The sequence below is a fragment of the Aurantibacter crassamenti genome (assembly GCF_016811105.1).
Taxonomy (GTDB): Bacteria; Bacteroidota; Bacteroidia; order Flavobacteriales; family Flavobacteriaceae; genus Aurantibacter_A; species Aurantibacter_A crassamenti.
Genome location: NZ_JAFBGM010000002.1, coordinates 1,428,597 through 1,455,078, shown reverse-complemented (window position 1 = coordinate 1,455,078; position 26,482 = coordinate 1,428,597). Strand labels below are relative to the sequence as shown.

The 26,482-nt window shown below is 33.5% G+C and carries 26 protein-coding genes; 5 read left to right on the top strand and 21 right to left on the bottom strand.

The window, feature by feature from the left end:
• Positions 1–146 precede the first annotated feature (146 nt).
• Both JQC67_RS18830 and JQC67_RS18825 read right to left on the bottom strand, forming a co-directional pair.
• Complete coding sequence (locus JQC67_RS18830; protein ID WP_203254447.1) at positions 147–1,631, bottom strand: mannitol dehydrogenase family protein; 1,485 nt, start codon at positions 1,629–1,631, stop codon at positions 147–149.
• Positions 1,632–1,719: 88 nt separating this feature from the next.
• Positions 1,720–2,970, bottom strand: a complete 1,251-nt coding sequence (locus JQC67_RS18825) for a hypothetical protein (protein ID WP_238934919.1) — start codon at positions 2,968–2,970, stop codon at positions 1,720–1,722.
• Between JQC67_RS18825 and JQC67_RS19105 the strand changes: the two genes are divergently transcribed.
• Complete coding sequence (locus JQC67_RS19105; RefSeq protein ID WP_238934917.1) at positions 2,957–3,166, top strand: hypothetical protein; 210 nt, start codon at positions 2,957–2,959, stop codon at positions 3,164–3,166. The genes JQC67_RS18825 and JQC67_RS19105 overlap by 14 nt on opposite strands.
• 339 nt (positions 3,167–3,505) lie before the next feature.
• Here JQC67_RS19105 and JQC67_RS18820 read toward each other — a convergent pair whose 3' ends face one another.
• Together JQC67_RS18820 and JQC67_RS18815 are read right to left on the bottom strand one after the other, a co-directional pair.
• Complete coding sequence (locus tag JQC67_RS18820; protein WP_203254445.1) at positions 3,506–4,678, bottom strand: C45 family autoproteolytic acyltransferase/hydolase; 1,173 nt, start codon at positions 4,676–4,678, stop codon at positions 3,506–3,508.
• A 242-nt stretch (positions 4,679–4,920) separates the two neighbouring features.
• On the bottom strand, positions 4,921–5,832 hold the full coding sequence (locus JQC67_RS18815) for a DUF5694 domain-containing protein (RefSeq protein ID WP_203254444.1): 912 nt from the start codon (positions 5,830–5,832) through the stop codon (positions 4,921–4,923).
• Between the two features lie 723 nt (positions 5,833–6,555).
• On the opposite strand from JQC67_RS18815, the gene JQC67_RS18810 reads away from it, so the two are divergent.
• The gene (locus JQC67_RS18810; protein ID WP_203254443.1) at positions 6,556–7,314 is read left to right on the top strand and encodes an SDR family NAD(P)-dependent oxidoreductase; all 759 of its coding nucleotides are present in this window, start codon (positions 6,556–6,558) and stop codon (positions 7,312–7,314) included.
• 67 nt (positions 7,315–7,381) lie between these two features.
• On the top strand, positions 7,382–7,963 hold the full coding sequence (locus JQC67_RS18805; RefSeq protein ID WP_203254442.1) for a TetR/AcrR family transcriptional regulator: 582 nt from the start codon (positions 7,382–7,384) through the stop codon (positions 7,961–7,963).
• A 217-nt stretch (positions 7,964–8,180) separates the two neighbouring features.
• On the opposite strand, the gene JQC67_RS18800 is transcribed toward JQC67_RS18805, so the two are convergent.
• The 16 genes from JQC67_RS18800 to JQC67_RS18725 all read right to left on the bottom strand — a co-directional run bounded on the left by JQC67_RS18800 (position 8,181) and on the right by JQC67_RS18725 (position 23,285).
• Positions 8,181–8,684, bottom strand: a complete 504-nt coding sequence (locus tag JQC67_RS18800) for a hypothetical protein (RefSeq protein WP_203254441.1) — start codon at positions 8,682–8,684, stop codon at positions 8,181–8,183.
• 3 nt (positions 8,685–8,687) lie between these two features.
• Positions 8,688–9,599 (bottom strand): helix-turn-helix domain-containing protein, encoded by a 912-nt coding sequence (locus JQC67_RS18795; protein WP_203254440.1) that lies wholly within the window; start codon positions 9,597–9,599, stop codon positions 8,688–8,690.
• Between the two features lie 9 nt (positions 9,600–9,608).
• On the bottom strand, positions 9,609–10,559 hold the full coding sequence (locus JQC67_RS18790) for an SDR family oxidoreductase (protein WP_203254439.1): 951 nt from the start codon (positions 10,557–10,559) through the stop codon (positions 9,609–9,611).
• Positions 10,560–10,894: 335 nt separating this feature from the next.
• On the bottom strand, positions 10,895–11,458 hold the full coding sequence (locus tag JQC67_RS18785; protein ID WP_203254438.1) for a hypothetical protein: 564 nt from the start codon (positions 11,456–11,458) through the stop codon (positions 10,895–10,897).
• Positions 11,459–11,678: 220 nt separating this feature from the next.
• The gene (locus JQC67_RS18780) at positions 11,679–13,076 is read right to left on the bottom strand and encodes a short-chain fatty acid transporter (protein ID WP_203254437.1); all 1,398 of its coding nucleotides are present in this window, start codon (positions 13,074–13,076) and stop codon (positions 11,679–11,681) included.
• 435 nt (positions 13,077–13,511) lie between these two features.
• Positions 13,512–13,934, bottom strand: a complete 423-nt coding sequence (locus tag JQC67_RS18775; protein WP_203254436.1) for a lipocalin family protein — start codon at positions 13,932–13,934, stop codon at positions 13,512–13,514.
• A gap of 635 nt (positions 13,935–14,569) precedes the next feature.
• Positions 14,570–14,809: a ribbon-helix-helix domain-containing protein gene (locus JQC67_RS18770; RefSeq protein WP_203254435.1), complete on the bottom strand. Its 240-nt coding sequence runs from the start codon at positions 14,807–14,809 to the stop codon at positions 14,570–14,572.
• A gap of 278 nt (positions 14,810–15,087) precedes the next feature.
• Positions 15,088–15,771 (bottom strand): helix-turn-helix domain-containing protein, encoded by a 684-nt coding sequence (locus tag JQC67_RS18765; RefSeq protein ID WP_203254434.1) that lies wholly within the window; start codon positions 15,769–15,771, stop codon positions 15,088–15,090.
• A gap of 349 nt (positions 15,772–16,120) precedes the next feature.
• A complete protein-coding gene (locus tag JQC67_RS18760) occupies positions 16,121–17,458 on the bottom strand; it encodes an SIR2 family protein (protein WP_203254433.1) in 1,338 nt (445 codons plus the stop codon).
• The gene (locus JQC67_RS18755) at positions 17,459–18,442 is read right to left on the bottom strand and encodes a putative phage abortive infection protein (RefSeq protein ID WP_203254432.1); all 984 of its coding nucleotides are present in this window, start codon (positions 18,440–18,442) and stop codon (positions 17,459–17,461) included.
• Entirely contained in the window at positions 18,432–19,463 is a 1,032-nt protein-coding gene (locus JQC67_RS18750; protein WP_203254431.1) for a hypothetical protein, read from the bottom strand. Before JQC67_RS18750 ends, JQC67_RS18755 begins: the two co-directional genes overlap by 11 nt.
• Before the next feature lie 671 nt (positions 19,464–20,134).
• The gene (locus tag JQC67_RS18745; RefSeq protein ID WP_203254430.1) at positions 20,135–20,677 is read right to left on the bottom strand and encodes a GrpB family protein; all 543 of its coding nucleotides are present in this window, start codon (positions 20,675–20,677) and stop codon (positions 20,135–20,137) included.
• A 222-nt stretch (positions 20,678–20,899) separates the two neighbouring features.
• On the bottom strand, positions 20,900–21,898 hold the full coding sequence (locus JQC67_RS18740; protein WP_203254429.1) for a hypothetical protein: 999 nt from the start codon (positions 21,896–21,898) through the stop codon (positions 20,900–20,902).
• 253 nt (positions 21,899–22,151) lie between these two features.
• Complete coding sequence (locus JQC67_RS18735) at positions 22,152–22,439, bottom strand: type II toxin-antitoxin system RelE/ParE family toxin (protein WP_203254428.1); 288 nt, start codon at positions 22,437–22,439, stop codon at positions 22,152–22,154.
• Entirely contained in the window at positions 22,432–22,671 is a 240-nt protein-coding gene (locus JQC67_RS18730; protein ID WP_203254427.1) for a ribbon-helix-helix domain-containing protein, read from the bottom strand. Before JQC67_RS18730 ends, JQC67_RS18735 begins: the two co-directional genes overlap by 8 nt.
• Positions 22,672–22,886: 215 nt before the next feature.
• A complete protein-coding gene (locus JQC67_RS18725) occupies positions 22,887–23,285 on the bottom strand; it encodes a hypothetical protein (protein ID WP_203254426.1) in 399 nt (132 codons plus the stop codon).
• 342 nt (positions 23,286–23,627) lie between these two features.
• Between JQC67_RS18725 and JQC67_RS18720 the strand changes: the two genes are divergently transcribed.
• Positions 23,628–23,984, top strand: a complete 357-nt coding sequence (locus JQC67_RS18720) for a type II toxin-antitoxin system MqsR family toxin (RefSeq protein WP_203254425.1) — start codon at positions 23,628–23,630, stop codon at positions 23,982–23,984.
• 15 nt (positions 23,985–23,999) lie between these two features.
• The gene (locus tag JQC67_RS18715; protein ID WP_203254424.1) at positions 24,000–25,010 is read left to right on the top strand and encodes a type II TA system antitoxin MqsA family protein; all 1,011 of its coding nucleotides are present in this window, start codon (positions 24,000–24,002) and stop codon (positions 25,008–25,010) included.
• A gap of 268 nt (positions 25,011–25,278) precedes the next feature.
• Here JQC67_RS18715 and JQC67_RS18710 read toward each other — a convergent pair whose 3' ends face one another.
• On the bottom strand, positions 25,279–26,370 hold the full coding sequence (locus JQC67_RS18710; RefSeq protein ID WP_203254423.1) for an amidohydrolase family protein: 1,092 nt from the start codon (positions 26,368–26,370) through the stop codon (positions 25,279–25,281).
• Positions 26,371–26,482 lie beyond the last annotated feature (112 nt).

Here is a 26,482-nt window from a genome sequence, read left to right as displayed (position 1 = left end):
GGCCATAACTAAAGATAGTTTTTGTGTTTGAATTTCGTTTCATCTCAACATTTCGGTGTTCTTGAAAAGACGAATAATAACAATGAAATATACACTACTTGAGTTTGATTCTCTTGAGATTAATAGTATAATCAGAATAGAAAAGTTTAAATCATATCCTTCATATGTTTTTTAATATTGGTATCCTTATAGATTTTCTGAACCATCTCTGCGTATAATTTTGTGAATCGCTCATTGTTGATTAGTTCTCCAAAAAGGGATTCTTGTTTTATAAAGGCTAGTCGGTCGGTTTTGGTTTGATTTGCCATCTGATGAAGTTCAGCATTCATTGTATCGATAATTTCAATTTGATGTCCATGTCTATTTATTCCTTTATCACTATAATAACACCAGGTAGCGATGATTAATGTAGCAAATTTTATGCTACCACCTTTCGCTAGATTATCATGTAGGGTAGCAATTAAGAATTTGGGTAATTTGGCAGAACTTTCAGAACAGATACGACTAACGCTGTCTTTGATATTCGGATTAGCAAAACGCTGTAACAAAATGTCTTTGTAGTCTTCTAAATTGATACCTTCAATATCTCCTAATATAGGTGTTGCTTCATTATCTAGAAATGCCCGTAAATATCTGACAAAGGTTTCGTCTTCCATACAAGCATTGATTGTAGGGTGACCATGAATGGCACCCAAAATACCCAAGACTGAATGACCTGCATTCAGTAAGCGGAGTTTCATTTTCTCATAGGGCTCAACATCTGTTACAAATTGTACGCCAACTTCTTCGAACTCAGGTCTGCCATTTGTAAAATTATCTTCAATGACCCATTGTATAAAAGGTTCGCAGGTAACGGGCCAAGCATCTTGAACACCATAGGTTTGTGATAGGGTTTCGATATCCGCATGCGTAGTTACCGGAGTGATACGATCTACCATACTATTGGGAAAGCAGACTTCTTGGGCTATCCATTTTGCTAAGTCTGGGTCTTGTACTTCTGCAAAGGTGAGTAACATTTTGCGTGCCATATCTCCGTTGTGTTCGATATTATCACAAGATAAAATGGTAAAGGCGGGCAAGCCTGCTTTATAACGTCTTTCCAGGGCTGCGCATAGAAATCCGTAAACGGTTATCGGGTCTTCTGGGTGACGAAGTTCGTGTTGTATGTCTGGGTTGTCAAAATTGAATTCCCCCGTGGTGGGATTGAAATTATAGCCCCCCTCGGTAATCGTCAGCGATACTATTTTGGTATCTGCATGTGCCATTTGGGCAATGACGGGTTCAGGGTCTATGATTCCCATTTTGAAATCTACAATTGACCCTATGACTTCGGGTTCGATTTTTCCGTTGGGGTGTTTGACCATCAGGGTATATAGGTGGTCTTGCTTTTTGAAAATTTGGTTTAGTTTATCATCTGCTTCACGTAAACCAATTCCGCAGATACTCCATGAAGAGGCAGCGTCCTTTTTTTTTAATTGGTGTAGGTAATAGGCAAGGTGGGCTCTGTGAAATCCGCCGACGCCGATATGTACGATTCCTGTTTTATCCGAAGAACGACTATAGTTTGGTACGGGAATACGACTTCCTAGTGTCTCTAAATTTTCTTGATTGAGTTGTAATGGGGTTTCCATGTTTATGCTGTTTTAGCCTCGATAATCGAGATTTTAGTATTCTGAAGTCTTTCACGAAATCAAAATATATTCTTCAAAATGCCTATAATTATTCTTTACCTGAAGCGGTTCGTTTTCCGCGTTTGAGTGCCCAATAGGCCAATACGAAATAAATGATGGTACAAATGAAAGCGTAGGTGTAAAAGAGTTTCCGATTTTCTATATAATTTGCTTCCGTAGCACTCCCGAACATTACATTACTAGCTAACACTAAGGTTGCTACCAAAGCCAAAATGGCTACGAATTTTAATCCTTTAGATAGCACAGATGTATCTTTTACATGCGCAGGTTCGGCTGTTGCTTGTTCCTCTTGAAAGCGTTCAATAGCTTCATTACGAAGTTCTTCCTCTTGTACTTCTTCCGCAAAGGTCTCTTTTGCACCATACTTTCCTGCGAGTACAGTATAAACAGCGATAGTAAAAAACCAAGTTGGAATAAATAGATAATAGAAGGAAATTACATCTAAGAAATTCAAACCAAAACCGAAGACCAAGCCCAAACCCCACGCGGCAACCGCGGGCAGACTAAAGGTTAATTTTTTATAAGATGACCAATAGCGCGTATAGCCAATTCGAGGGAAAATCTGATGTTCTGTAAATACAATTGCCCCCACAGGAACCACCAACAGACCAGCATAGGTTAGTAGCGGCAGAATTTGAGAAAATACAAATGGGAAACAGGCGATGGCAATGGTAACTATACCAACAACAATTGTTGTTTTCTTTCGCGAATTATTGAAGAAGATAGCTTGTGCTGCCAAACCTGCTCTATATAGGTTGGTAATTGCGGTCGTCCATCCTGCAACAATAACAATCACAAATCCCGACCAACCAAGTGCGTAGTAAGCAACATCTCCCGGATCGAGTTCAACAATGGATTTTCCTAAAATAACAGCAGCACCTGCACCCATAATTCCGGCTGCTATCCATGCAACATAGTGTCCGAACATCATACCCGTACTGGTGGCATAGCCGTAGCTTTTCTTTTTGGCAAAACGAAGAAGTGCCATATCAATTAATCCGAAATGTGTAATGGTATTGGCAGCCCATCCAAAGCCGATGACTTCGACCAATCCGATGCCTGGTTCGCCATCGCTGTTGATGCCTGTCCAGATACTCTGATTGCCAAGGGTCATAAAATCAGACCACCCTGCGGGTAGGGTTTTGTCTAGAACATCTAAAGACAAAGCGGGGAGGAGCACCATAGCGCCACTCGTAAACATTACAAAAAGCCAAGGCGCACAGATGCCTGAGAATTCGGAAACTGCATTAAAACCATAGAGCGCAATGGATACTACCACGATGCCCACAGCTAAGACTATCAAAATAAACCAGGCATTGGTGGGGTACCAATTAAGTTGCGCAGGAATATCAAAAGCAAAGCGAACTGCTGTTGCCGATACCGTTATCATCGCCGCAGATATTACCGAAAAGATGATGACATTGGCCCAATTGTACAACTTGGTCATCGAATCTCCGGCAATCTTATTCAGATAAGTATAAAGGCTTAAACGCGTATCAACAGCAATAGGCGAGGTGATGAACCTCCAACTCAGTACGGCCAGAATATTACCGATTAGCAGCCCGAGGATAATGTCCATAGTCTTGGCGCCTAGCGCGACAAAAGTTGCCCCAATGACAAACTCTGTTGCTGCTACATGCTCGGCAGCATATAGTCCAGCAAAATGTGTCCAATCATGTAGTTTGTGTTTGGCTACAGGGAGTTGTTCTTCGTCTAAGTTTTCAAATTGTTTAAAATTTTCAGTTGTGTTCATGTTTTAGAATGGTTGCAAATTATACGCTTGCTAATTGCTAATGTATAATTTTTTAAAAGGTTTAATCAAATGTGAACTTCACATGGTTAAATGTATTGGGCGAACCTGGAGTAGTCCATAAAATAGGAAATCCTTTTTTCGGAATACGTATTATGGTACCCATGATGGTGCTCTTATTAAGTATTGGTCGAGTTGATTTTAGCTCTCTTAATCCTTCAAAATCTATAGTATTAGCACTGTCGCCTAAAGTTTCATTTGCTAAATTTAACCTTGCATGCGTATAGCCAAAGCTACTATCGTTACTATCCTCATCTATCTCGTAAATAACAGGAGCATTTTCTTGAAGTGTATGATTAGTATGCGCTATATATTGCTGTTTCTTATTGTCAATAACTTCAATATTATCTTCCCAGGTTTCAACTGTAATTGCAGTTTCTCTATCAGCAATTAGATAATTCATTGAGGTTCCAAAATCTACCTTTTTGAGATACTCAAGAGATTCTGTAATGTTCTTTGACTCCAGTATTTTTCGCACATTAAATGAAACAGGAAGTCCTTTAGTAGATACAGGCATATCTATTATTGTATTTATACCTACCGCAACACCATAATTGTTAACTCCATTTTGACCAATCTGGCCTGCAAATGTTTGTTGGAGTATGACCAAACCTGAATTTGGGTACTTAATTTTTAAGATAGTTACTGCATCTTCATGATAACTAGGAAGGTCATTGTTATGTGTAAGGAAATTTGCTTGGTTTTCTCTGCCAAAAACACCTGTTGTTGTGCAATTACCTTCATTTTTTTTAAAATGATTACCAGCTTCTAAATACGAATAGAACTCATCAAAACTTTGATACGTAAAAAGTGTGTTAAAATCAACTTGAGCCCCATCAACAATGCCCTGAAATTCATTGAACAATTCAGGCAATTGGTTTTTGGTTGATTCAATATATCCGGAACTGGTCGCAAAATCAGAAATGGCTTCTTCAGGGACTTTTATAGCTGTTTTATCGGCTATCCAGTTTTCAAAATTCATTAAAGAATTTTTGATAACAAATTCTAGCGCTTTGCCTTGTTGAAAGCCTCTTTCGTATGCAGTATTACCATCCAATTCTAAATAATATATACCTTGTCTGTATTCGACAATAGGTATTTTTATTTCCTTTATTTGTGATGATACAGTAGAGCCAATACTTAGTAAAAGAACAACTAGTAAAGTGTGTTTTTTCATATTTAGAATTTTAACACTATTCAAGTAATGTGCTCGTTTCATTACTGCTAACCGCTCGGCCATATTTAGTGTGGGCTGGTGATTTACAATTCCCTTTGCGCCACAGCTCGCAGCTATTTTTTTGGTATCAGGGCTACCCAGAAGCGTTGGGCCAAAGATTTTTAGTACTAGGTCAATAAACGCAAGTCTTTAAATTTAAGACTTTATGACCTATTTGCAATAGCAATTGTGTGCAACTGCTTTTAATCTGATAGATATTGGTTTATTTCTACATACTCAAAATCTGGCGAGTCTTTAAAAAGTTGTCTTAACTGCCACACATGACCTGCACCATAAAGTAATAAAACCCGATCTTCTTTTGAGAAATCAACGATATCATAAGTATTAGCAAATATTTTTAAATTACGCTGATACCATCTTGAAACAGCGTCTGCACCAATGTATAAATCTCCTGCACCTGCTAATATGCTTGAAGTGAGATAAGATTGATGATCTTTTAGCCGAACTTTGGGATCATTATCTAATTTAAAATATTCTTTCAAAGTAATTTTAGTTTTTAAGGAATCATGATATTCATAGATTTTTTCATAATCATACCTATTTGATTTTTCATATTGTATAAGCGATTTTGTGTATTCATCTTCATCATAATTGTCCCAATCTATGTCAGCACCAAACCAGTAAGAATTTTTTACATCAGAGGCATAGATTCTTGTATGTCCTAATTTTTTTGCTAAACGAAAAGCAAGCTGATAGGTTTCACTTTTTTTGTCACTAATACTATAATTTCCGTTTAAGAACTTTTTATACCTATCATTTATTAAACTGTCACTTTCTTTTCTTCTTACTTCTACTAGAATTTTAGTTGGTTTGTACGCAACAAGACTTGTGATTACGTCTTCAAGTTCAGATTGTCGTTTTTTGGAAAGAATGTCTATCGAATACTTTTCTTTATAATCGTCTAATCCTGGATTATCGAAATGAAAAACACCTAAAATAGTAGCTTTGGTTTTATGATTTCCAATAAATTCATCTGGGTTTCCAAGAGATTCTGATGATATGGTATTTATATTTTTCTTTTCTTCTTTCAGAATTTGTTGTTTACATGATATCAAGATAAATAGGCATACAGTAATAACATATGATTTTTTCATTGTTTGTTGCTTTTAGGTTGGATTACCTTAAAGATTTAAACATTTTTCAATTGTTACACTGTTTTTAAATTTTTACCAGCGTCTTGACTATGATAAGCACAGGGATTATATTCACTTAATTTCTGATAAAGCACTTATTTAAAGCTTATTGTTTAGTTTTATTTTTTATCAAATTCCGCATTAATTCTATCTAGCGTTTTAAAAGAGGCCAAAACCATACACACAAGAAAACTTATCATTACACCCCATATTCCCCAAGTAGTGTTTTGTTCGGTAACAAAAAATCCGAGTACTGCTGTCAAAAAAGGAATGCATGAAAATTTTATTTAATTTTTAGCAAACACTCTTTGTGAAAAATTCCATTGCTCTTGGTTTTTCATAGCATGTTTATTTCGAAATCCATTGATACGCCCAATTTTTGTTGGGTTCTTTGTAAGAATGAAGCCAATGATTAACACAAGTAAACCCATCAATATTGAAGAAAATGCTATGAGAAAATTGAATGTCATTTATATGATAAATATATTTTGGTATAAAGTCGGTAATACGTTGTTCAACATTCTATATAAGAAACGTTTGGTACGCGATAACTATTTTTGTTTTTTATTTAGCTAAATATAAATAATTTGCTTTTATTTTATTTGGAACGAATGTTCTGTTATTTGTATGTTTGTATCTGGAACGATTGTTCCACTACAAATAGTAATAATTAAAAATGAAATAATGAGTACATTAAGAGGAAAAGTAGCAGTAATTACTGGAGGAAATAGTGGTATCGGTTATTCAACAGCTAGAAAATTAAAAGAAGAAGGAGCAACAGTAATCATAATAGGGCGTTCTCAAGAAAGGGTTAATTCAGCTGCAAAAGAACTTGATGTTAGAGGAATTATTGCAGATGTATCGGATTTATCTGCTATGGACAAAGCTGTTCATCAAGTTAAAAATGAATTTGAGAGAATTGATATTTTGTTTGTTAACGCAGGCGTTTTTATTCCTATGCCGGTAGGGCAAAATTCAGAAGAAGGTTTTAATACTTTAATAGATATTAATTTTAAAGGGGCAATTTTTACAATCGAGAAATTTCTACCACTTCTTAATGATGGAAGTAGCATCATAAATTTATCTTCAATAAATGCTTATACAGGAATGCCTAACACAGCTGTTTATGGTGCAACCAAAGCTGCTTTAAATTCTTATACTCGAGCAGCTGCTACAGAATTGGCTCCACGAAAAATTAGAGTAAATGCTGTTAACCCGGGGCCAATTGCCACACCAATTTTTAGCAAAACAGGGATGTCAGAAGAGCAACTTAAAGGAATGGGAGATATGATGCAAAACCGAATCCCTCTAAAAAGATATGGCAAACCTGAAGAGATTGCTGAAATGGTAGCTTTTCTTGCTTCTGACAAAGCTTCGTTTATTACAGGTTCTGAATTTAATGTGGATGGTGGTCTTAATGTAAATCCAATATTTGCAGGTTAATATTTGGAATGATAATTCCAATAAGATACTTTTGTGGAAGCGTTTTTACGCTTCCACATTTTATAGTATGCCAAGAGTAAAATTATTTGATGAAAAAGAAATCTTAACAAAAGCTATGAATTTGTTTTGGAAACAAGGCTATTCGGCTACTTCGATACAAGACTTGGTTACACATTTAGGAATAAACCGAGCGAGTTTGTATGATACTTTTGGTGATAAGGAAAAACTTTTTAAAAAATCGTTTGAGCTTTACCGTAGTCAAAGTATTGATAAAATTTGTCAGTTTTTTCAAAACCAACCAAATGTTAAAGAAGGTTTTTCTGAACTTTTCAATAATGCAATAAATGAAGCTTTACTAGATAAAGATCGAAAGGGTTGTTTTGCAGTAAATAACACGACAGAACTCGTTCCTAATAATGATAATTGTCTAGAGGTTTTATCTAGTAATAGGCGTGATATTGAAAACCTTTTTTATGAATACCTAAAAGAAGGTCAAAAGAACGGTCAATTAAAGCAATGTAAAGATTTAAAGTCATTGGCTTCTTTTCTATTTATAATTTATAATGGTATTCTGGTAGTTACTAAAATACACACTAACAAAAAGGAACTAACTGATTCTGTGAATTTAGCTATGTCTTTGCTGGTTTAACCTATTTCATGACAACCGAGGTTATGCTATGAACACTATGGGAGCAAACTAGCATTTGCTTTCTACCACGCATATTGCTTTTTTATAGCTAAAATTGAATATTTCACCGACATGTAATCTTCAATTATTCGGACAACATAATTATATACAGACCTTTCGTTTTAGCCCAAAAGTCCGCATTACGTTTAGGCTTTGTTGTGTGTAGTTGTTTTTTGAGTTATTCTTTTAAGTCATTCATTTTCAGCACCGTATGATAAGAGTCCATTCTCGAATGTGCAGTTCCGTCAATTAATAAGATAGTTATCAGCATTGCAATTGTGGTAATGCTAATTGCCCTCCAAGTTGGTGTGTTAACAAACAGAATTAGTAATGCTGCTATGATAATTAAAATCGGAATTACTTTAAATACAACTGTGTATTCTTTTAAGGTGCTCTCCGAACGTTCAATTTCGGATTGATAAAAGGCAGTAGCATTAGAATTAAATGCTTTTTCAAATTGAGTAATCCTTGATTTGTTGGTATAGAATAATCCAATCCCAATTGTCATTAGCATCAAGCCTGCTACCAAGGTTGGAATGATGTAAGCCTTTGCTAAATCTGTTTTTCCTAATTGCCAAAAACTAACACTTGCGATTAAAAATCCAATCGCGAAAAAAATAAAGAATCGTGTTGAAAAGACTTCGGCTTTTGCCCATTCTGTGGCTAATTTTAATAGTTCCATTGTTTAATTCAGTTTGTATTTTTCTCTATAATCCGTAGGACTTAAACCTTCTTTCTTTTTGAACAGTCTCGAAAAATAGGCTGGATATTCAAACCCTAATTCATAAGCAACCTCTGCTACGGTTTTATTCGGTTTCAATAAAACATTCTTTGCTTCATCAATTAAACGTAAGTGTAAATGTTCGGTCGTGGACTTGCCTGTTTCTTTTTTAAGTGTATCACTTAAATAACGCTGTGAAACCGACAATTCGGTTGCTATCTGCTCTATGCTTGGAATTCCTTTTTCTTGCAGTTTTCCCAATTCAAAATATGTGTCCAAATGATGGTTGAATTGTTCTAACAAATCGTTGGACAATTCTTTTCTGTTTAAAAACTGGCGTTCATAAAAACGATTGGCATACTTTAACAATGTGTCTAATTGAGAAATGATGATGTCCTTACTAAACTCGTCTTGGTTGTTTTGATATTCAATTTCAATATTTTCTACAATGAACTCTAATTGTTTTTCTTCTTTAGGCGAAAGGTGCAAAGCTTCATTTACGGAATAAGAGAAGAAACCATATTTTTTTATTTGTTGCGCTAATTCTGTTCCCTTTAGAAAATCTTCGTGAAAGTTTATTGAAAACCCTTTTTGTTCAAAAACTACGCTTTTATCCCATTGTAAGACTTGTCTGGGTGAAATGAAAATCAAAGCACCATTGGTAAAATCGTACTGGGTGCGACCGTAGTTTAATTTTCCTTCTACAAACTTTTTAAAACTTATGCTATAACAATCATTTGTAATTGGTGGCGAACTTTCTTTTGGGCAAGGTAAGAAGCCATCGCCTTTTGAGTTAAATACACTCAACATTGGATGCTCTGGGCGAGGCAACTGCAAATAATCTAAATAAGATGATAAGGTTTTAAAGTGTTTCATTTCACTAATTTAAATATTCCATTTTACTCTTGTCTCTTTTTCCGAAAGTTCCCACAGTCTTTTAGCCACCGATTTATCTTTAGCGTGTGGCTCTATTTTGTGTGCTCCAACTGGACCCACCCAATTGCTTCTACCTGTTGGGCCGTAAAAACCTTTCTGGTCAAGATTTGGCTCCGTTGCACACATTAATTGCGGATATGCACCTTTTTCAGCTGATTGTGTTAATGGGGATAATTTCATCAGATTAAAAATGAGTTTCATCATAAAACTACCACTCGTATTAATTAGGTTGGTTCTTGAAGAACCCGGATGACACGCATAGGCTTTAATATCTGTTTTCTCAGCTTCTTTCAATCTTTCCTGTAGTTCGTAAATTGACATTATCTGTGCAAGTTTACTTTGACTGTAAGCATTATTAGGCGTGTAATCTTTATCCCAATTTAAGTCATCAAATTTGATTGTTTTAATACCCATATCATAACCCAAACTTCCTACGGTTACAATGCGTCCTTTGGATTTTTCAATAAGCGGGAACAATAAAGCTTGTAAAGTCCAATTTCCATAGTAATTCGTTCCCATTTGACTTTCCCAGCCGTCTACAGTTAGTGTTTGTTTAGGCACTTGGGCAATTGCTGCATTACAAATAAGTGCATCAATTTGAGGAAGCGTTTTTAAAACTTCTTCAGCCGCTTTTTTTACGGAGACTTGCTGGGATAAGTCCATTTGAATGTTGGTTACATCAATATCGTTACCCAATTCTTGTTTCAATGAAGTAATGGTGTCTTCTGCTTTTTTAGGGTTTCTATTAAGCACTACAACTTTTGCACCCTTTGAAAGTAAAATTCTTGTTGCTTCAAAACCTGTTCCGCTTGTAGTTCCTGTTATGACATATATTTTGCCATTCAAATTTTCGATTCTATCAGGTGTCCAACCTTTTTTACCAAATTGATTTGTATTCATTTTGTCTATTTCTTTTAATGAAAATTATAAGACAAAGGTCAGATGGAAGAGGTATTGTTTTGTTATACGGATTTTCGAATATTGTATACTTTTTGGTTGGTCATTATTAAGCACAACGTTTAGTATATGGTAATTAGGGCACCAGAAAGCGATCAACTTTCAAGTTTTCGCTGAGCCAAATCGTTGTATTTTTTTTAATTTATTCATGCTTAAAAGCCAAATTTTTAAATATTTCCCTATCAGGTAATCTAACGATTTGGCAGTGTTAATAGATAGCACTTTACTTTCAAAAACCACCGAAAGCCCTATTTGCTATTAACAGTATTGGCATTTCGTTATTTTTTTTCTAACCTTTTAAATCCGTAGAAAATCAGACCGCAACAAATTAATAAGCCAAGAATCGCTGGTATCAAAATTGATTTTCCTGATTCACCCGCATTTTGAATACTCCACACCATTTTACCTGTTGCCATAAGAACAACTACCGCAATACCCAGTATTACACTTCGTTTCCAAAAAGCTAATCCTAAAGCAATAAATGAAATAGGGATTGTTAAGGTCAGTAGTTGTTTGCTTAAGTTCCATTCACCGTACAGATACTCTTTCTCAAATTCTAAAAAATCTATTACGCTTTTACTTACAATTTCGGGTTTGGGAAACCAAAACATACTTGTGAACAAGGCAAAAATCGAAACCATCATTCCAGCAAAGCTTTTTTTATAAGCGAAATAGCAAAATGGAAGTAAAAATAATGGTCTTAGATACCTACTCCATTGATTATGGTGTCGTTCAAAAACCCAATCAAAAAAAGGTTCGTTAGTCATTGAAATCACAATGAAGGTAATTGTTAGAATTAAAAATATGCCTCCTACTAATAAGTCATAATTTCTACTTTTCATCTGTTTTATTTAATGAATGCCATCGGTTGGGCTCGTATGTTTGTTGCTGTGATTTGTCCGAAGCCCCGGAAATTTAAGGGCATCCAAACCTAAAGATAACTTTTTTGCGCGTGATTCATGTTTAGTGCCGATAGCTATAGATACCCAAGTAATCTATTTTTTAGCCTTTGTTTGGCAATCGTTTTATTAAAAATCATTAAGCTTTCTCAATATGATTTAATTATAGCGGACAGAAGGAGACTAAAACAGATTGAATAATAAAAAGGATGATAAAAGGTAACACTAAATAACCCATAATATCACGTGCTTGTATTTTAATACCTAGTGCCATTATTGGTAATACAAGTAACAAGAAAAAAGGTTGTAACATGTTACTTAAACTCTCACCATATGCTACAGATAACGAGGCTCTTGCAATCATTGTAGTAATTTCTTCAGCAGGTAAGCCTACACTTATTTCTTTTACAGCATTAATTATACTTGGGCCAACCACGGCAAATTCACCACCAGCCGATGGAATTGCAAAATTGGCAATGGCTCCGGTTAAATAGGCGAAAAAAGGATAAGAAGTCAAACTAGCTTGCGATGCTAAAATTTGTCCAAGTTTTTCACCTAAACCTGTATATAACATAATACCCATTATACCAGCATAAAAAGGGTACTGAAATACTATTCCTGAAATATTACTACTTGCATGTCTCATTGAAATAACATAACGCATTGGTGTTCTATGCAGCAATAAACCAAGAATAAGGAATATGAAAATCATGATATTAAGATTCAAATCAAATCCTTTTGTTTTAAAATGATAAAAGATATAAACAAAGCCCATTATAGCAATGATCATCTGAAGAATTGCACTATTATTCAACTTGTCAGAATATGATTTATAGGGCAATTTTAGACTTAATGCTTCTTCTTTTATTGTTTGAGTATTTGAAATTTCTTTACCGATCATTAAATCAGTTAATTCTTTATTATGTGCGTTTCTAGGTCGAAGAAAAAGTAAAATTATCGGTGTTAAAATAAGCAATGTAATAAGCATTGTAATATTTAAGATTGACCCCAATGTATAAGAGGTTGGAATAACTTCCGTCAATACACCGGATTTAATCAAAAAATTATTTTCTGTATTTAAAAGTAAAGGAATAGAACTTGATAACCCTGAAACCCAGCCGGCACTTGATACATAAACACACGCAATCAAAAAAGGATAGTTAACCCCCTTAACTCGTAATGCCAACTCTCTTGCTAAAACACAGGTAATAACTACCCATCCAAAACTTACAAGGGTTAATAATAAACCGATTAAAACAACCAAAAAATATACCTGTTTTGGAGAATTAATATGTTTAGCAACGGAATCTATTCCGCTTTTAACTATTGGTGATAATGCGATACTGAATCCAGTAATAATAATTAAAACCATTTGCATCGCAAACCCTAATAAATCAAAAAAGCCGTCATACCAAGAGGTTATGATTTTTATTGGTGAGGTGTCTAACCAAATAAAAGCGCCTAGGGCGGTTATAAAAGTTAAGAGTATTGCAAAAACAAATGCATTTGGCATATATTTTAAAAATAGATGCGTTAGTTTTTTCCCAAGTTTTTCAATCATTTTTAACTCTTAAATGTTGCTAACGGTTCGGCAATGGCAAGTAGGGGGTAGGCAAGGAAACATATCGTTTCCGCCTGCTTGCCGGCGGGCAGGTCTGTGCACGAGGCTAAAGATTTTGGTTTTGTTTTTTCTTTTTTGGTCCAAAGCTAACCCGAAACGTCGGGGCATAAGATTTAGCGACTTCATAAATATACACAGACCTTTCGGTTTTGCCTAAAACTCCAGATTGCGTTTAGGTTTTGTTAGCAAAAGTATTTTCCACCAATATTGCGTTCGAGGCGATTCAATTCCGTCTGCGAACAGTTTTTCAAATCCGACTGCATTAACTTTCGCAGTTTCATTTGCATTCTACTCCGTTCAGTTTTTATTGTTTACAATATTTAGGTATAAGTAGGGGTATTTACAACTAGGAAGAGCAATTTTATATTTTAATTATTAATTTTTCTTGAGTGTTATATAATTGTTGGAAGAGGATAGTATCAATGTCCCATCCTTAAAAGCTCTTATTTGATAAACTATTTTACCGGAGTTAGTTGTAATGTTAAGTATATTATTTGCCGAAAGACTCCAAGTGCCAGAAGTTATTTTCTTATTCTTCACAAATGAAATAGAAAAGTCTTTTTTAAAAGAATACCTGTCTTTAAATCTAGGGTAGGGATTTGATCTATATTTTGAATGAGTTACTGCCGTTGTGAACCAAACTCCTATTAAATCCTCTTCATTGATTCTATTTTGGAAAGTTGAATCTAATTCTTGAATACTTTTAAAATTTTCTCGATTTGATTTAGAAATTTTATTTTCCTGACCAAAACTTAATAAACCAAAAAAGATGATAAACAAAGCTATTAATTCTCTCATAAAATGATTGAAACAAGAATCATTCCAATTTAAGAACCGCAATTAACATTGTAACAGGTTTATATATTTATTACGGATTAATAGTAAATATTATATTTAGGGTCATTTAATATTTTTGCTAACGGTTGAGCTATGAACAATACGGGAGCAAACTAGTGTTTGCTTTCCGCCATGCACATAGCAAAATCTTTTTGTTTTGTTTTTTCTTGTTTAAAGCAACCCCGACACTTCGGGGCATAAGATTTTGTGGACTTTATATAAATACACAAACCTTTCAATTAAGCCCGAAGCCCTTATTGTTTATAGGTTTCTTTGGCAACAGTATTTTCCCGCAAAAGTTTAAAGTATATTTTTAAAATCCTGTCTTCCTACAATTGCCATTATTTCTACTATGTTTCCATTAATTTTATAATAAATACTATCGGAACCACATACGCACCTCTTATATCCTTTTTTTATAAAATCAACTTTTTATAAAATCAACTGATTCGAATGAATAGGGACTTTTAGCAATGATGTCGAAGTACTCAAAAAAAGAATCAAAGTATTTGTCAGCTTGAGCCATTCCAAACTTTTTCACTCCGTATCGATGAATCCTTATCAAGTCATCTTTTACGGCATTACTTAGCTTATAATCAGTCATTAATTTTAGACTTGGCTTGCGCTAAAATTTGTTTCTTGCTATCATTGGAGAATCCGCTATTCTCAGCTTTATCTAATTTAGCTTTAATCCAGTCAATTTCGATTTGCTGGTTTCTTGCTTGTCTGATTAAGTCATTTACGAGTTCGCTTTTACTCGAGTATTCTTGATTATCAACTTGTGCCTTTAACCATTCATCATTTGGTCGCGTAAAGGATATGCTTTGTCTAGCCATAAAAAACGTATTTTGATGCTAATTTACACCAAAACCGAACCAAATCCAAATTTTTGTAATATTGCTGCTAATGGTTGAGCTATGATTAGTGCGGCGCAGAAATCCGACGGATTTCCAGCTAAGCGCTAAGCAAAATCTTTTTGTTTTGATTTATTTTTTCCTATCAAGAGCAAAATCCATAAGATTTAGCGACATTATAAATATAAATAGACTTTTCGGTTTAGCCCTGAAGTCAGCATTACGTTTAGGTTTTGTTGTACGCTGGCTTTTCTATTCAGTTAGTCAACCACTTTTAAAAATGGAATTGAAGGGAAATATTTCAGTTTTTTCCCATCGTGAATTCGAAATGTGTTGAGCAAAATATAAGTAATATTTACTATGCCCATAACAGCCATGGTAAATCGGACGTTTGTAAAACCGTCTCCTATCAGATTAATGTTGGTGTTTAAAATTTCAAAGAGAATTTCTAATAACCTCAATAGAATTGGAGGAAGGAAGAATGATATGATAAAGGAGAGAATTAACCATGTTATTTGGAAATTAATTAGTTTTTTAGCTACTCTATCAATGTCTTTAATCTTGTCTTTTTTTGAAATCCACATTAAGGCTGGTACTAATATACCAAACAGTGGAAAAAAAACGAATGACAAATTGGAATGCCACATTGAGACTGGTAATAATATTGCTAGTAGTGGTAAAAAAACAAATGGTAATGCGGATAAATTTAATTTCTTCAGAAAATCGATGTCCTCAATTAAAGTCCAATCCATCAATTCATTTGGGCTAACCTTTAATGCGTCAGACAGTTTTCGACATGTATCGCCATTTGGTGTTGTTTCACCTTTTTCTATTCTTTGAATTGTCCGTATACTCAAACCTGATTCGTCAGCTAGAAATTCCTGAGATATTCCCTGAGTATTTCTTAGTTTTTTTACCCTCTTACCTAAATTTTGCTCCTGCATAATAATTAAGTTAATAATTTTAAAACAAAATTATGCAGTCCTAGTCTTTTTGGTAATGTCATAATACCGACATCTTTACGACATTTTTGTCAATGTCCATTTTGCTTTGGTTGTAATAGGTTTTATTCAATTTCAAGGATTTTCAAGCTTGCGTACAACGGTTAGTATATGAAAAGTAGGGCAGTTGACAAGCACTTACTTTCGGATTTACACTTAGCCATATTTTTCATTTTATTTTTATCTTTTCACTAAAATACATATTAAAAATATGGCGGACTTTGCAAAAAAGCACAAGCCTTTATTTAAGCAATTATCGCCCTATTTTTTATATACATTGTTGGCAACAGTATTATATGAAAGGTCTATGATGTAGAACTAATTCCGAATCATCCTTAAGGTATTCTTTAAAGAATTTTCTTCCGTATTTTTCAGAAGCTTTATGCCTTATGGTGTCTTTTTGAAAAGTATCATATGCAAGTTCAATATCATTTGTTGGACCAATTCCATATATATAGAATAGTGGAAACTCTTCTATGTCTTCGTAAAATAACGGAATTGCCAATCCTTCTATATAACCATCTATATACGCCAAGTCCATATAATTCCTAGCTTTTGACATTTTTTTTCTTATGTCCTCAGTATAAAGGATTAATTGGTTCATTAAATCATTATGATTGTAAGATTCTCCGCTTTTTGATTTAAAATCTAAATAATCCGTAGCGTGAGAGACTCCATCTTGATATAACATTGTATAAATTAAAGAACAAGACTTCTTTTTATCTAAGAAGAAGTCTGATAAATCGGAATGTACAGAGCTTAATAAATATTTTATTTCATAAATTCTATTTAACTTTTTCTCGGGTACAATAATTTTTTTATTTTCTAAATGTTCCCTAATTTTTTTAAAGAAAAATGTTCCAGAAGTATTAATCATTGTGACTTTTGAACTATCTAAAGAATCAGGAATTTTATCATCTAAGGTTACTATATAAAAGTGAGGAAATACTTGCCCCATTTCTAATTTAAGTAACTCAATAACTTTGTTGAAATCGAAATCTCTAAAAGAGTATCCAACAAAAAGTATTGTTTTGGTAGCCAAGAGAGTTTTAAGATTCGCTCCTATGAGTCCAGTACTTAGTTCCTTGTAACATAAATCATAGTCTTCTTTAGTAGCTATCACGCTACCATAATTACTGATAGAACCGTGAATTTTAAAAACCTTTCTTTGGTCAATATTGTAAAAAGCAAAATCTTTTGGTGTAACTATTGGAATTGCCGAACATTCTCTTTCAAAATAATCATCCCAATTAGTAGTAATAATATCTTTGAGCATCCAAAATTTTGATATTTCAATATGAAATTCAGAAGCCATTCGATATAATTCTTTGAATTGGTGAACATAATCGAATCGTTTTTTAATTTTCTCCAATAATTTTTGCCTTCCATTAGGCGATGAATTACAAAATTTGGACATTAAATCTGGAAACGAAATATCAGTGTTTTTTTCATCTAAATCGTAAAGGACATCATCATATAACGTTTCTTTAAATATGCGTTTAGTTTCTGTACTGATGCCTGCACCTGCAAATAAGACTAGATTGTTATTTAGAAGCGAATCAATTATATCGTTAGGGATTTCAAACGGTAAATCATTTTCACATATTTGACATTTGCATTTATCTTCCATTTATTTTGTTATAATTTTAGCTACAGTACTTTCTTCATATTCAAATATCATTTCTGGATATAATTCTTTGATGTCAATTTCTTTTTTAGGGTCAAAAAAATCTTCTGGGATATTTTTAATCAGACGATATGTTTTAATCAAATTCTCGTCTTTCCAAGGTTTTCCGAGTTTAGAAATTGAATTTAAAAATAAAAGAGCCTGTTCGTGATTTGAAAGTTGAGCTCGAATTAATTTAATATACTCGTATTTATCAATATCAATTTTCTTATTGTGACAATAAGCAATTGATTGAAACAAATGTCGATAATAATGACCCAATCTTGATTGATGTCCTTCAAAAGGTACATAATTAAAATTTCGTTCTTTTTTTACTTCCTGTTTTTGTGATTGTAGTTCTTCAGTCAATTTTTTCACTTTGGTTTTATTATAATCGGAAAGTGAATTTTTTAATATTCTTGTAGAATTTGGTCCAATACCGTAAAAAAATGCCAAATATGAAATTTCAATAATTTGCTTTTTTTCTAGCTTATCATTTTTAAAAACGTCTTTGACAATTTTCATTATTTCTCTAAACTCTCGAATAAATAGCACAAAAATCTTTTTTCCATTTTGTGTTTTTAAAGTTATTTCTTGAACATTATCCCTATGAAGTCTAATCAATTCAAAAAAGCGTGTTTCAAACTTCTCAATTTCGGAAGTTCTCCTTTGGTCTCTCAAAGTTGTATATAGAAAAATAACACTTACTAGAGCAAATAAAGTTCCCATATATCCACCGATGAAGCTTCCAAATTCGCTTGCATTCGTTGAATTTAACTCATTACCATTAAAAGCTTTAAAAAGTAAAAAAATATGAATGATAATTACACCGACTGCTATTGTAAGCAACTCAATCCAATTACGTTGCCACCAATTTTTAGGTTTATAATCTGGCCTTAAATAAGGCTTTTTAGGTTGTTTTATTTCCGTTGACTCTTTATTCACCATAGAATCTTTTTTCAGCTTCAATTAGAGGTTTGTGCCATTCCCACAATTCTTCAAGGGTTTTAAAATCCTTTGGTATTTGATTTCCATCTTGGAAGGCTTCATTAGGTGTCATTGGCATTGCCCAATGATGATAACTTTCTACCGTTCTTCTTGGATGTAAAGCCAATGAAGAATCGAAATAGTCATTGCAGTAGTTATAATGATGAGTATGAATAAATGTATCCCACGATTTCAATAATTTTTTCTCCTCTTGAATATCTATCAATTCAAATTCTTCCATTGCCCTATCTTCTACATTTCCCCAAGATTTTTGAAGTAAATCGATTGCTTCAACATCACTAACTGGTGCAGAATATCCAAATACAGTTACTCTCTCTGCTATTTTAAGTTTATTACCAAGCACGTCCCATTGTCCATTTATAAAAGGGTCAGAATTGTAATCTTTTTTATCAACAGGATATAATAATTTAGTTGGTTTAAACTCTTGTTTTGTTTCTTTTGAGAACCAACCAGCAGGTCCAGAAGAACCATTTGATTTGTCATAGCCTAAAGAAACACAACCGTGTAAAAATAAAATCCCAGGACTATCTGTGAATTCTCCATTTCTCACATATGCTTTATAAAGAAACGGATCCCAATTAAAAGTTGCAATTATATCTTTTCGGTGTCTCAAAGAAAGAACGAGATAGTCATAAATTGTTGGTTCATCAGGTAACTCTAATTCATTAAAGTATTGGTAAACCACCTTTTCAATATGTTCTCTTTCTGCTTTAAATTTATCATCTTTTGCTAATAAACTATAAAGCTTTTCAAAGTCCTCTTTAAGTGTTTGGTATTCTCTTGGCAATCCTTTTACAACATCACTTAATCCAACAATATCAATAACATTCCACATCAAAGGAAGTGTTTTTCCATTCTTTTCAGGATTTTTGAGGGTAGAAGCATAAGTTGCACCAGCTCCAAGAATAACAACGTGTGTTCCTTTTCCGTGTACTCTTTCTATTTCTTCTTCTTTGGTCATATTGTTGCCAACGGCTGGGCTATGATTAGTGCGGCGCAGAAATCCGTAGGATTTCCAGCTACGCACAAAGCAAAAGCTTATGGTTTTGTGTTTTCTTTTTTGTCTTAAATGCAAAATCCATAAGATTTTGCGACATACTAAAAATACACAGACTTTGGCAGATAAACCCCAAGTCCGGATTAATTATAGGCTTTGTTAGCATTAGTAGCGAACCATATGAGTAAGCACAGGCTCTTTACGCAGATTACATAACGATTGGTTAGCGATTAGAATTTGCTTGCGTTACGATTGCACAGATTGGCACATTCTTTAGCGAGTAGGAGTGAGGTCCATTTGCGTAAACAAGCTAAGAAGTCCATCGTCGCAACAGTTGCGTTTGAGTAAGGTCCATTTGCGCAAAAAAAATCGAGGACTTACGTCCCTAAGTTGACAAAATATTTACCGCTGAATTCCGCGAGAAGATTTAATTTTCGAGCTATTAATGCTAACGGCGCGGCTAAGCGTAGTGCGGAGGCAAGGAAACTTTTCGTTTCCGTCTGCCGACGTAGCTAAAGCTTTTGGTTTTGCTTTTACTTTTTTTGTCCAAAGCTAACCCGAAACGTCGGGGCATAATATTTAGCGACTTCATAAAAATACACAAACCTTTCGATTATGCCTGAAGCCCGTATTGTTTATAGGTTTTGTTGTGCGTTCGTTTTTTCTATTTCTATTATTTCGTCAATAAATGCATTGACGTTCAATTCTTTTAATTCTGCATACAGTTTTTTATTCTGACTTGCTTTTTCTGCTAATCGGTATTTCATTTCCTGATATTTTATTCTAGCTGAATCATTTTTTCTTAAGTAATTCCGCATAAGAATATGTCTTTCCAACGATTTACTGTTAGATGGACAAACATAAAGATGATGAGGAATTGAGTCTAAAATGTTATTGATTAGGCTCCCATCTCGCTTAAACACTTCTCGATTTTCAATTCCTTGATTTCCGTTATGATAATAGCCGATTTTGATTAGATGAGATTTTATTTTTTCAAATTCCTTTATTGTTTTATAAACAATGTCGACATCGATAATCGGTTTTGAGTCCAATTTTGGGATTGACGTACTTCCAACGTGCTCAATTTGGTATTCAATTCCATTTAAACCCTTGTCAATTTCACGCTTTAATTCCGCAAATTGTTGAACCCAATCTGATGTATATTTTTTGATTAACATTCGTGTCTTAAATGACGCACAACGGTTGAGCTATGAACAATACGGGAGCAAACTAGTGTTTGCTTTCCGCCACGCACATAGCAAAATCTTTTTGTTTTGTTTTTTCTTGTTTAAAGCAACCCCGACGCTTCGGGGCATAATATTTTGCGGACTTCATAAAAATACGCAAACCCAGCGATTAAACCCGAAGCCAGTATTGTTTATCGGTTTTGTTGTGCCACGTTATATTTCGATGTCCCAACTCCAAGTTTTAATTCCTTTATCTGTTAACTTTTTTGTCGTCTCTTCATCGGTCCAATGCATAATATTCGTGTACTCAATTGATTTCGATTTCATCAAGATGTCTATGGATTGGTCAATTAGATTTTTTCGTTCAGCAGTTTTCGAATTTTCTGCAAATGATAATTGAAGAAGTTTTAAATTTGGAATTTTACCAACCGATTTTATGTCTTGAAGTCTTAAGTTATTGTGAATTTGAATTCTTTTTAGTTTACCCAATTTCGATAAGTTTGGTATTTGTTCCATTTTAGACATTCCTTCAAATTCTATTTTCTCTAAATTTTCCAATGAATTTAAAAAGTCAAAATTTGGAATTTGTCTTACTCTACTAAATTCAATAGATTTTAATTTCTTTAAATTAGAAACAGATTCAAGGTTTTTATAACTGCCAAAAAGTAAATTGAGTTCTTCGAGATTATTTAAGTCTGATAAGAAATTCAAATCATCCATTTTCACACCTCTAAAAGTCAGAATTTTTAACTTTTTCAAGTATTGAACATTCTCTAATCCTTTCTTCATTCCATCGACGTAAAGCGATTCTAATTCATTAAATTCTTTAATGAAGGAAAGGTTAACGGCGTTTGATTTAGTTTCTTCAATTCCGAAATGTTTGAGTTTGGTATTAGACAGAAGTTTTGAATAGTCCTTTGTATTGTAGGATGCAATTTGGAATTTCCTAACGTATGGTATTTCTTTATAAAAGGATAAATCTTGAGCGTTATACCAAACCACTCGAAGTCCAATGTTTGGATATTGTTTGTAAAACTCATTTAGTGTTTCCCAAGTTTGTTTTTTTGGGTTTTCAAATGTGTATAATTGAAGTGAATGAATGTTTTCTTCGGATATTATTTTGGAGATATCAGATTTTTTCAGGTCAGAATGAATATTAATATTTCCACTATGATTTGTCCATTTTTCTTTATTACTTCCAAATATTCCCATTCAATTCTATGGTTTTTTAATGTGGCACAACGTTTCAGCTATGAGTAGTGCGGAGGCAAGGAAACTTTTCGTTTCCGCCTGCCGACGTAGCTAAAGCTTATTGTTTTGCTTTTTCTTTTTTTGTTTAATGCAACCCCGACGCTTCGGGGCATAAGATTTTGTGGACTTTATATAAATACACAAACCTTTCAATTAAGCCCGAAGCCCTTATTGTTTATAGGTTTCTTTGGCAACAGTATTTTCCCGCAAAAGTTTAAAGTATATTTTTAAAATCCTGTCTTCCTACAATTGCCATTATTTCTACTATGTTTCCATTAATTTTATAATAAATACTATCGGAACCACATACGCACCTCTTATATCCTTTTTTTATAAAATCAACTGATTCGAATGAATAGGGACTTTTAGCTATGATGTCGAAGTACTCAAAAAAAGAATCAAAGTATTTGTCAGCTTGAGCCATTCCAAACTTTTTCACTCCGAATCGATGAATCCTTATCAAGTCATCTTTTGCGGCATTACTTAGCTTATAATCAGTCATTAATTTTAGACTTGGCTTGCGCTAAAATTTGTTTCTTGCTATCATTGTTGAATCCGCTATTCTCAGCTTTATCTAATTTAGCTTTAATCCAGTCAATTTCGATTTGCTGGTTTCTTGCTTGTCTGATTAAGTCATTTACGAGTTCGCTTTTACTCGAGTATTCTTGATTATCAACTTGTGCCTTTAACCATTCATCATTTGGTCGCGTAAAGGATATGCTCTGTCTAGCCATAAAAAACGTATTTTGATGCTAATTTACACCAAAAACGAACCAAATCCAAATTTTTGTAATATTGTTGCTAACGGCGCGGCTAAGATTAGTTGCGTTGTGAAATCCGCCAGGATTTCCCAATGCGAACTAAAGTTAGCAAAATTGCGCTAGATTTTCCAACGGAAAATCCAAAGCAATTAATTTTAGGCATTGTTGTAAGTAGTTCTTTTTATCCGTTACTGGTTTTTAATTTCCGCTATTGCTTCTTCCATTTTTTTCCGTACATACTCCAACTGATAAGCAGTAATATTTTCCGTATATCCGTTCCTCCAATAGAAACTGACATCCTTATTTTCCTTATGTACTAAAACTTCTATTGGTATTCCTTTGTCCATGTCCATGAAGGAAAAATCTTCTGAGCCTTCTAAAATCAAGGAATCATTTATAAAGTATTTATATTTAATTTCTTTCATGAAAGGGTCGTCCAAAATCGAACTGGTCAACTTCGCAGAAACTATAACTCCTTGAACTTTGTAAAACTCGTTCTCACTATATTCTGAAAATGATTTTTCCTTACATGACATCACTAAGAAGATATAGCTAAGAAATCCTAAATAAAATGTTTTTCTAATCATTCGGAGTTTAGGTGATTGGAATTACTTACAACGGCGCGGCTAAGCGTAGTGCGGAAGTAAGGAAACTTTTTGTTTCCGTCTTAGCACGAAGCTAAAGCTTATTGTTTAGTTTTCTTTTTTTCTTTGTCCCTCTAAAAAGCAAAATCCAAAAGATTTTGCGGACATCATAAAAATACACAAACCCTGCGACTAAGCCCGAAGCCCGTATTGTTTATAGGTTTTGTTGGCAAACGTTTTATTCACTTTAAAGTGGCTTAATTGTTGATATAATGTTAATAATTATACTTTATAGTGTATATATTCGTTATGTTTTTATATTTGCAAAGAATTTAACACGTTAATATGGCGGATAAATCAATTATAAAATCTTTTTTGCAAGAACTTAAGGCGGTTATAAAGTCTTTGGGCATAATCTTCTCCAATCGTCCTAAAAATAGTATTCAGAATCTTGCAGATTTAAGTATTACCGCTAAAATGCGTGAAGAAATAATATTAAATCTAGAAGTAGAGGATTACAGCGAAGGTCCTTTAGAAGAAACTCAACAAGGAGGAACTGAAATGTGGGTTTTCGGAAAGGTAATTAAAGGTCAGCAAGTCTATATTAAATTGACTATTTCAAAAATGACTGGAGGAGCAGTTTGCATCTCTTTTCATAAAGCGGAATATCTAATGGAATTTCCTCTTAAGAAATTAAACTAAAAAAAACAAACAATTATGAAAAGTCCAATCACAGGTAAGGAAATGACCTTACAAAATGAGAAGAGTATTTTGGTTTTTCGAAAAGAAGAATTTGAGTATAATCACAAAAGTTATTTTTGTGAAGATAGTGGTGAGTCATTTACAACCACAGAGTTAGATGAATTTAATTTAAATCAAGTTTATAATAAATATAGAGATAAACATAATGTTCCATTTACAGAAGAAATAAGAGAATTTAGAGAAAAATACTCTTTTAGCTATACAGATATATCCAAAATATTAGGTTTAGGCGTTAATAGTTACAGTAATTATGAAAAAGGAGAAGTGCCTAGTTTGGCAAATGCTGCGTTATTAAAAGCAATAATTAATAGTTTAGGAACATTAAAAGGGTTAATAAAAAGTAATAATGAAATTTCAGAATCTCAAAGAGAGAAGTTTTTGAAAAATATAGCCAAAGTAAAAAAGGAAGAAGAACTTAATAAAAGAAAACAAGAATTGATTGACTATGTTTTTGATTATAATTTTTTGCCTGATAATTTTTCAGGATATAAAAAACCTAATTTTAACAAACTAGTTGAAATGGTAGTATATTTTACTGAAAATGTAAGTGTAACACCTACTAAAATGAATAAGCTACTGTTTTATTCAGATTTTTTGCATTATAAATTAACTGGTGTTTCAATAAGTGGGACACGTTATTTTGCGCATACACACGGTCCTGTGCCGAAGAAATTTAGAACGTTATTCGATTATCTTTCAGACCAGCAAATTGTAGATTTAATTTCGGTTCAATATCCAAGTGGTTTAGTTGGAGAAGAGTTTATTAAAATCCCATCTAGAGCATTTAATAGTGTATTATTTGATAAAGTTGAGATTGGTATTTTAGATGAAATTATTTTAAAATTCAAAAAGTACAATGCGAAGGAAATAAGAGAATTAAGTCACGAAGAAAAAGCGTGGATTGACAATGAGAAAAGTAAAGGATTAATAGATTATAATTATTCGTTTGAACTAATTCACGTTTAATTTTCAAATGTTTGCCAACAATTGGCTAAACGTACCTAGGTACGTTTATTCCTTTTTTAGTAACACTAAACTAATGAATTTTTTGTAGGAAATTTAGGCGAACATACCAATGGTAGTTCAGAAGAACGAATGGTTATGAATTATTTTCAGCCAGTTAATTTTATGGCGATACGCAAACATGCAACCAACCGGCAACATCGTATTAAAAGAAACCAAAATGTAATCTACAATTCTGCATCTAATTTTTAATAACCAAATTGTTTCAGTTTTATTCTACATTTAAAAAATCTGCAAAGTTCTGGTAGTATACCTTTTGTAGTATTTCTTCAGAAAGACCCAAGCCTACTGATTTTTGACTTCTAATTTCTACAGTATCTGTACTGCTTAGATATTGCCAGCGTAACGCATATTCGCGTTCTAGTTCAGCTAATTCTTTTTCAAGTTCAGTTGTACTTAATGAGTCTTGTTGAATGTGATTTCCGAAATCGGTGCCGAACATTATTCTGTCTTCATATTTCGTAAAAAAGGCTCGTATCTTTTCTTCATCTTGCCCTACTAGATCTCCAAACCGAGCTGCTGGTTCAACATAAATATTATCATATTTATCAAGATGTTTAGCAATCATGTCAACATCATGTGACATGCTACCCATATGTGCACATAATATTTTTAATTCGGGGTTCTGTGAAATCCAATTATCTCTAGCGGCAATTATAGTTTCATACGTAGGTATTTCAGAATGCTTGAAGGCATGGTACTCTGGGTGTTCTGTATAATACCCATAATGTGGATTTTTTTTATCATCTAAAGGGCGCCATGCTTGAATGGGCTCACCTATATGGGCCATTACGGCTATATCTCGTTCTTGTAGAAAATTCCAAATGGGTTGCAAACGCTCATCATCTATCTGAATAAATTTTCCACTTTTATCTTTAGTAATCATGCCAAAATTCTTCCAAACTTTAACCATTTTTGCACCTTGTTCTATTTCTTTCGTTAAGCGTGCTATTTCTTTTTCTGCATAATTGGGTTCATCAATTCCTGCGCCAATTAGTGAAGAGCACAACCAAAATAAATTGGGGCGTAATTTTTCTAATGCCACATATTCATCCCAACTTCTGCCCACCCCAATTGAATCATGGTAGGCAACATCTACCAGAACAGCTTGCATATTCCATTCCTCAAAAAAATCAGAGAAATAATCACGGTCAAATTCGTAGTGCGCATGTACATCTACTTTTTTAATCGCTTTTTTATCCAAAGAAATAACCGTCTCTTTATTAGTTGTTTCTTTATCAGATTTGGGTTTACAGCCCATAATAGTTAGAAAGGCCAATACTAAATAGGTGAGGTTCTTCATAATAGTGTGTGATAAAAATTTTTGTTTCGAAAATTTTCAGAACAGAAATTAAACAGCAGTAATCAATTATTCAAATGTGATTATTGATTGCTATTTATAAAAATTGCCCTTT

Bases quoted from the DNA above. Each gene is read 5' to 3' on its own strand.
- JQC67_RS18830 (WP_203254447.1), bottom strand. From the start codon at position 1,631: ATGGAAACCCCATTACAACTCAATCAAGAAAATTTAGAGACACTAGGA.
- JQC67_RS19105 (WP_238934917.1), top strand. From the start codon at position 2,957: ATGGATACTACCACGATGCCCACAGCTAAGACTATCAAAATAAACCAG.
- JQC67_RS18820 (WP_203254445.1), bottom strand. From the start codon at position 4,678: ATGAAAAAACACACTTTACTAGTTGTTCTTTTACTAAGTATTGGCTCT.
- JQC67_RS18815 (WP_203254444.1), bottom strand. From the start codon at position 5,832: ATGAAAAAATCATATGTTATTACTGTATGCCTATTTATCTTGATATCA.
- JQC67_RS18810 (WP_203254443.1), top strand. From the start codon at position 6,556: ATGAGTACATTAAGAGGAAAAGTAGCAGTAATTACTGGAGGAAATAGT.
- JQC67_RS18805 (WP_203254442.1), top strand. From the start codon at position 7,382: ATGCCAAGAGTAAAATTATTTGATGAAAAAGAAATCTTAACAAAAGCT.
- JQC67_RS18800 (WP_203254441.1), bottom strand. From the start codon at position 8,684: ATGGAACTATTAAAATTAGCCACAGAATGGGCAAAAGCCGAAGTCTTT.
- JQC67_RS18795 (WP_203254440.1), bottom strand. From the start codon at position 9,599: ATGAAACACTTTAAAACCTTATCATCTTATTTAGATTATTTGCAGTTG.
- JQC67_RS18790 (WP_203254439.1), bottom strand. From the start codon at position 10,559: ATGAATACAAATCAATTTGGTAAAAAAGGTTGGACACCTGATAGAATC.
- JQC67_RS18785 (WP_203254438.1), bottom strand. From the start codon at position 11,458: ATGAAAAGTAGAAATTATGACTTATTAGTAGGAGGCATATTTTTAATT.
- JQC67_RS18780 (WP_203254437.1), bottom strand. From the start codon at position 13,076: ATGATTGAAAAACTTGGGAAAAAACTAACGCATCTATTTTTAAAATAT.
- JQC67_RS18775 (WP_203254436.1), bottom strand. From the start codon at position 13,934: ATGAGAGAATTAATAGCTTTGTTTATCATCTTTTTTGGTTTATTAAGT.
- JQC67_RS18770 (WP_203254435.1), bottom strand. From the start codon at position 14,809: ATGGCTAGACAAAGCATATCCTTTACGCGACCAAATGATGAATGGTTA.
- JQC67_RS18765 (WP_203254434.1), bottom strand. From the start codon at position 15,771: ATGCAGGAGCAAAATTTAGGTAAGAGGGTAAAAAAACTAAGAAATACT.
- JQC67_RS18760 (WP_203254433.1), bottom strand. From the start codon at position 17,458: ATGGAAGATAAATGCAAATGTCAAATATGTGAAAATGATTTACCGTTT.
- JQC67_RS18755 (WP_203254432.1), bottom strand. From the start codon at position 18,442: ATGGTGAATAAAGAGTCAACGGAAATAAAACAACCTAAAAAGCCTTAT.
- JQC67_RS18750 (WP_203254431.1), bottom strand. From the start codon at position 19,463: ATGACCAAAGAAGAAGAAATAGAAAGAGTACACGGAAAAGGAACACAC.
- JQC67_RS18745 (WP_203254430.1), bottom strand. From the start codon at position 20,677: ATGTTAATCAAAAAATATACATCAGATTGGGTTCAACAATTTGCGGAA.
- JQC67_RS18740 (WP_203254429.1), bottom strand. From the start codon at position 21,898: ATGGGAATATTTGGAAGTAATAAAGAAAAATGGACAAATCATAGTGGA.
- JQC67_RS18735 (WP_203254428.1), bottom strand. From the start codon at position 22,439: ATGACTGATTATAAGCTAAGTAATGCCGCAAAAGATGACTTGATAAGG.
- JQC67_RS18730 (WP_203254427.1), bottom strand. From the start codon at position 22,671: ATGGCTAGACAGAGCATATCCTTTACGCGACCAAATGATGAATGGTTA.
- JQC67_RS18725 (WP_203254426.1), bottom strand. From the start codon at position 23,285: ATGATTAGAAAAACATTTTATTTAGGATTTCTTAGCTATATCTTCTTA.
- JQC67_RS18720 (WP_203254425.1), top strand. From the start codon at position 23,628: ATGGCGGATAAATCAATTATAAAATCTTTTTTGCAAGAACTTAAGGCG.
- JQC67_RS18715 (WP_203254424.1), top strand. From the start codon at position 24,000: ATGAAAAGTCCAATCACAGGTAAGGAAATGACCTTACAAAATGAGAAG.
- JQC67_RS18710 (WP_203254423.1), bottom strand. From the start codon at position 26,370: ATGAAGAACCTCACCTATTTAGTATTGGCCTTTCTAACTATTATGGGC.